This is a genomic window from Microcoleus sp. T3_A4 (genome assembly GCF_036700465.1).
Lineage (GTDB): Bacteria > Cyanobacteriota > Cyanobacteriia > Cyanobacteriales > Microcoleaceae > Microcoleus.
In genome coordinates this window covers 1-5,732 of record NZ_JAUBOY010000103.1, presented here as the reverse complement: position 1 = coordinate 5,732, position 5,732 = coordinate 1, and the positions used below count along the sequence as shown (strand labels likewise).

The window sequence follows — 5,732 nt, the reverse complement described above, 5'->3', positions numbered from 1 at the left end:
TTCGGTGCTGCCCCTGCTGACTCGCTCAAAGGCTGCTAATAAGGTTTCAACTTCTGTTTCTCTGCCGTAGAGTTTTTCGGGGATGAGGAATTGGTCTATAATATCCCGCGTTCCCAATGCAAACGTCTCAATGTTACCCGTGTTTTGTAATTGAGCCAGACAAATTTCTAAATCGTGTTTCAGTCCTAATGCACTCTGATAGCGATTTTCCGCATTTTTGGCCATCAGTTTACTAACAATTTGGGATAAAATTAGGGGGACTTCTGGCTTGATTTGATGTACCGGAATCGGCTGTTTGGCTAGATGACAATGCACTAACTCCATTGGGTCGTCTGACTCGAAGGGTAACTGTGTTGTCAACAATTCATAGAAGGTCACACCCAGGGAATAAAAGTCACTCCGATAGTCAATGCCTCGATTCATTCTTCCTGTCTTTTCTGGGGAGAGATAAGCTAAGGTTCCTTCGAGGGTGTTGGGATTCTGGATTTCTTGGGTTTCTCTCGGCAGCAGGGAAGAAATGCTGAAGTCAATGAGTTTAATTTGTTTGCTATGTGGGTTAATCAGAATATTGGCGGGTTTGATATCTTTATGAATAACTCGGTTTTGGTAGAGAGAGTGTAGAATATTTGCTAGTTCCCTGGCTAGGTTGAGAAAGTCTTCTAAAGATACAGATTTATCGGGTTGGTTTTTATCAGTTGCTGCCGGGATATAAGTAGACAGGGAAACTCCTCCAAAGTCCTCCATTATCAAAGCATAGGCGTTTTTGTAAGGTGCTAAATCGAGGGGTTCAACAACTCCAGGCAGACGTAGATTTTTGGCGATGGTGTACTGGTTGCGGAATTGCAGCAGTTCGCTGAAGCTGGGGTATTCGTTTCGCAGCAGTTTGATGACGACTGGAGTCCGATCGCTCTCCCGGACACCGCGATAGACTAAAGTACGAGATCCTGCATAGAGTTGTTCTGTTATGCGATACCCTGGCAGGTCAGTAATTGTCTCCATTTTCCAGTTCTCAATAAATTGGGGGTTACTATATCTCTAGTTTAGTCAGCCAACTTGAAAAATTCTCAATAGCCTCTAATGTTCCTGCAATTGTCAGTCCGCGTTCTGTACGAACGATCGCATTTCGTTGGATACTGAAGCCATATTATTAATTGTTTTACAGGTTTTGATTACCAACTGATAATAAGTGGCAATCCAGGTCGGAAATCTACCTGTTTTCCCTGCACTTCTCCATCAAAACCAAGCTCGACAAAATACTCGGTTCCTATTCGCAACTTTAATTGATTTGTCTCAAGCACTGCTTGAAGTTCTGGTGACGGGTTATTGGCAGCAGGACTGACTAATTCTACACGAGTAATTTCGCGGAAACCAACACCATGATCCAAAGGCTGTGACTTATCAGCAGAGTATTGATCTGGACGTTTACCAAAGGAAATTTGGAAAAGCATCGGCTCAGTCAACACATCACTATTTGTTCCTACAGCGATACTCATCGTTTCAGATAAATAAGGTGGACGATATGCCCAACTTGAAAATGCAATTGTGTCATTAGAACCTTGGGCTGAACGCAAACAGATGCCAAAAGGACAGGCACCATTATTCCGATTTGTCGATCGCTCCCAAAGACGAGTTTGACGAATTGGAGCAGACTGCGCCTCTTCTTGATCGTGAATCCATAACAATTCCAACATTGCATTATGGAAAAAGAAACAGCGATTGGCTGTACCTTGTCCGTGATGAATGCGAGATCCACCCTCAACTAAACCGAAAGATGATAAACGATTAGCTTCCGAAGCACCAATATCAGTAAGGATGAAAAGATGGTCGAATTCAAATGTCATAGAATTATTCATCGAATTGCTCGATCGCTCAAGTAATTTTAATCCCCTGTGATTGCTTTTTTTGCGATCGCCACCCTGATGCCGCACAGCGTACTGTACCAAAGTCCAAAACCTATACTCAGTGAATCTTTCCCAATCTAAAATCTCAAATCTCAAATCTCAAATCTAAAATCTGTCGCCCCAACCTTCCTCAACCTTGAAGTTACAACCAGATTGAGGAACCATCCGCCCGCATCCAGCAGTCTCAACATCCAGTTACCGACAATTCTGCTAAAGTCAGGTCATCCAAGGAGTGCATCTTGTAGAGAGGCGATTCGCAGCCTCTGCCCCGAAAGCAGTAAAATCCCATCAGCTTGTCACCTGCAACCCGATCGGCAATAACTTAAAAATTAAGGTAGTTTGAAAATAATCGCCCAAAGTTGAAAGAAACCTTGACATCTGACCTAAACTCTCTAACTTAGACCCTCTAGCTGCGCTGCCATCCATATTTAAAAGATGCCATGTCAACCTTAGTCATCGTCGAATCTCCTACCAAAGCCCGCACCATCCGCAACTTCCTGCCCTCCACCTACCGTGTAGAGGCATCGATGGGCCATGTCCGCGACCTACCATCCTCCGCCGAAGAAATACCAGAAGCCGTTAAAGGAGAAAAATGGGCGCAACTGGGCGTAAACGTGGAAGCAGACTTTGAACCCCTCTACGTCATCCCGAAAGATAAAAAGAAAATTGTTAAAGAACTCAAAGACGCCCTCAAAGACGCCACAGAACTGATTCTAGCCACTGACGAAGACCGGGAAGGCGAAAGCATTTCCTGGCATTTGCTGCAAATCCTCAAACCCAAAGTGCCCATCAAGCGGATGGTGTTTCACGAAATCACCCGCGAAGCAATCCGCGATGCTTTGACTCACTGTCGCGATATCGACAATCGAGTAGTACAAGCCCAAGAAACTCGCCGAATTCTCGACAGACTCGTCGGCTACACACTCTCTCCGCTACTGTGGAAAAAAATCGCTTGGGGCTTGTCGGCTGGTAGAGTGCAGTCAGTCGCAGTCAGGCTTTTGGTGCGCCGGGAACGCGAACGCCGCGCTTTCCGCCAAGGTAGCTACTGGGATTTAAAAGCCCTTTTGGAAAAGGGCAAGATTTCCTTTGATGCCAAACTCGTGACTGTCGGCAATGTAAAAGTTGCAAATGGCAGCGATTTTGATGAAAATACCGGGCAAATTATCGCAGGCCGCCGCGTACTTTTGCTCAACGAAGAACAGGCGCGGGCTTTACTCTCACGCATTCAAAACAAACCTTGGACTGTCGGGAATATTGAAGAACGGCCAGTCACCCGCAAACCTTCGCCGCCGTTTACGACCTCGACTTTGCAGCAGGAAGCTAACCGCAAACTGAGGCTGGGTGCGCGAGAAACTATGCGAATTGCCCAAAGTCTCTATGAACGCGGTTTTATCACCTATATGCGGACGGATTCGGTGCATTTGTCCGAACAGGCGATCGAAGCCGCGCGCAGTTGTGTGCAAGAACTTTACGGCAGCGAATACCTCAGCCCCCAACCGCGCAAATATACGACGAAAAGTAAAGGCGCGCAGGAAGCCCACGAAGCTATTCGTCCCGCCGGCAGCACTTTTCGGACTCCGCAGCAAACCGGATTGGATGGGATTGATTTCCGCCTCTATGATTTGATTTGGAAGCGGACTGTGGCTTCTCAAATGGCCGATTCCCGCCAAACTCACGTCACTGTATTAACTCAGGTAGAAGATGCCGGTTTCCGTTCCAGCGGCAAACGCATTGATTTTCCAGGCTTTTTGCGCGCATACGTGGAAGGTTCCGACGATCCGAATGCGGCGTTGGAAGACCAAGAGGTGATTTTGCCGGCGCTGAAGGTGGGGGATAAACCTAATTGTAAGGATTTAGAGGCGATAGGGCACGAAACTCAACCTCCCGCCCGCTATACGGAAGCTTCTCTGGTCAAAATGCTGGAAAGCGAAGGTGTGGGCCGTCCGAGTACATACGCGAGTATTATCGGGACAATTGTCGATCGCGGATATGCGAAATTAATAGCTAATGCCCTAATTCCGACATTCACCGCTTTCGCCGTCACGACTTTATTGGAAACACATTTTCCCGATTTAGTAGACACCGGTTTTACTTCCCGAATGGAACAAACCCTCGATGAAATTGCCACCGGGGAGGCGAAATGGCTGCCGTATTTGCAAAAGTTTTATACAGGGGAAACGGGACTTGCAACCCAAGTTAAGGAACAGGAAAGTCAGATTGATGCGAAAGTTGCCCGAACTGTGGTGTTGGAGAATCTCACCGCCAAAGTTTGCATCGGCAAATTCGGCGCATACCTAGAATCTGAAAGCGAAGAAGGCTTGGTAAAAGCATCGATTCCCCAAGATTTGACGCCGGCAGATTTAGACCCGGAACAAGTGGAGTTTCTGTTAAAGCAAAAAACCGAAGGCCCGGAAAAATTAGGTCTTCACCCGGAAACTGGGGAACCGATTTATGTGCTCATTGGCAGTTATGGGCCATACGTTCAGTTAGGGGAAGTTTCGGAAACGAACAAGAAACCGAAGCGGGCTTCTTTACCGAAGGGGACGGATAAGGACAGCGTGACGCTGGATATGGCGGTGAGTTTGTTGACTTTACCTCGGTTGCTGGGCACTCACCCGGAGACGGGGGCGAAGGTGCAAGCTAATTTGGGGATGTACGGGCCTTATGTGGTGCATGACCAGGGTAAGGTGGGGAAAGATTATCGATCGATCAAACCGCCGGATGATGTTTTGACGATCGAGCTCGATCGGGCTTTAGAGTTATTATCGCAGCCGAAAGCCGCCCGCGGTCGCAGCAAATCAGCTACACCTTTGAAGGAATTGGGCGCGCATCCAGAGTCGGGAGAATTGATCAATGTTTACGATGGCCGCTACGGCCCCTATGTGAAACACGGCGATATCAATGCTTCTTTGTCGAAGGATGAATCTGTGGAGAATTTCACCTTACAAAAAGCACTGGATTTGTTAGCAGCAAAGGAAGCAGCGGGCGGCGGAAAATCTAGCAGCAAGTCGAAGAAGTCAACAAAGACAACTGTGGCGAAATCGGAAACTGCCACGAAGAAGACTGCGGCGAAGAAAACCACTGCTAAAAAGACGGAGACTGCGGCGAAGAAAACCACTGCTAAAAAGACGGCGACTGCGACAACAGCCAAGAAAACAACTAAGTCAAGTTAGCAGGATTTAAGCACTGTAGGGTCAGAAACCGGGTTTTTTGCAATAATTTGTTTTAGCAGACAGATTGGGTAAAAAACCCGGTTTCTTCGATCGCGCCGTGCCTAAGTAGGTCGGCTCTTTCTAAAGTAATCCTTTCGTTCTCATGATATAATCAAGACTATCCATGTAGTAATTGGAGTAATTGAATCACCATGATAGCTGAACTTATGGTACAACCTTCCTACTGGATCGATCGTGATATTTCGCTTCAGAAAGTCAGAAATCTTTACTTATTCAAATTTACGGAAAACCTGCAAACCCGATTAGAAGAACTAGCCGACCGACAAAAGGCTAATCTTTTAACTTCAGAAGAGGTTGTAGAATTAGCCAGCTTACTAGAACTAGATCGGATTTTTACCTTAATTAACGCTAAAGTTATAACAGCCTCATGTCCGTAAACCGCGCTACTAGAAATGGGATCGGTTATGAAATACTTGAATCTGTTGGCGGATGCCATCCAGCACTAACCCACTGACGCCTGACACTAACAGCAATATTATTGTTTAGTTGTAGTGCTGTGACTGTTGCGCGGCCGCAATCGGTAATATCAGGTTCGGATAATTAGTTATAATTAAGGGCAGCCGATTCACAGGGACGCCAAACCCCCTATGCCAAAAAA

4 protein-coding genes are annotated in these 5,732 nt (G+C 46.6%); 2 read left to right on the top strand and 2 right to left on the bottom strand.

The window, feature by feature from the left end; genetic code table 11:
• On the bottom strand, positions 1-999 hold a 999-nt coding region (locus tag QUA07_RS29435), incomplete at its 3' end, for a protein kinase domain-containing protein (protein WP_333332686.1).
• A 170-nt stretch (positions 1,000-1,169) separates the two neighbouring features.
• Positions 1,170-1,853: a VOC family protein gene (locus QUA07_RS29430; RefSeq protein WP_333332683.1), complete on the bottom strand. Its 684-nt coding sequence runs from the start codon at positions 1,851-1,853 to the stop codon at positions 1,170-1,172.
• 488 nt (positions 1,854-2,341) lie between these two features.
• Between QUA07_RS29430 and topA the strand changes: the two genes are divergently transcribed.
• The gene (gene topA, locus QUA07_RS29425) at positions 2,342-5,074 is read left to right on the top strand and encodes a type I DNA topoisomerase (protein ID WP_333332680.1); all 2,733 of its coding nucleotides are present in this window, start codon (positions 2,342-2,344) and stop codon (positions 5,072-5,074) included.
• A gap of 191 nt (positions 5,075-5,265) precedes the next feature.
• Positions 5,266-5,511 carry a hypothetical protein gene (locus QUA07_RS29420; protein WP_333332677.1) on the top strand — a complete coding sequence of 82 codons (246 nt, stop codon included), beginning with the start codon at positions 5,266-5,268 and terminating at the stop codon, positions 5,509-5,511.
• The last annotated feature ends 221 nt before the right edge of the window (positions 5,512-5,732 follow it).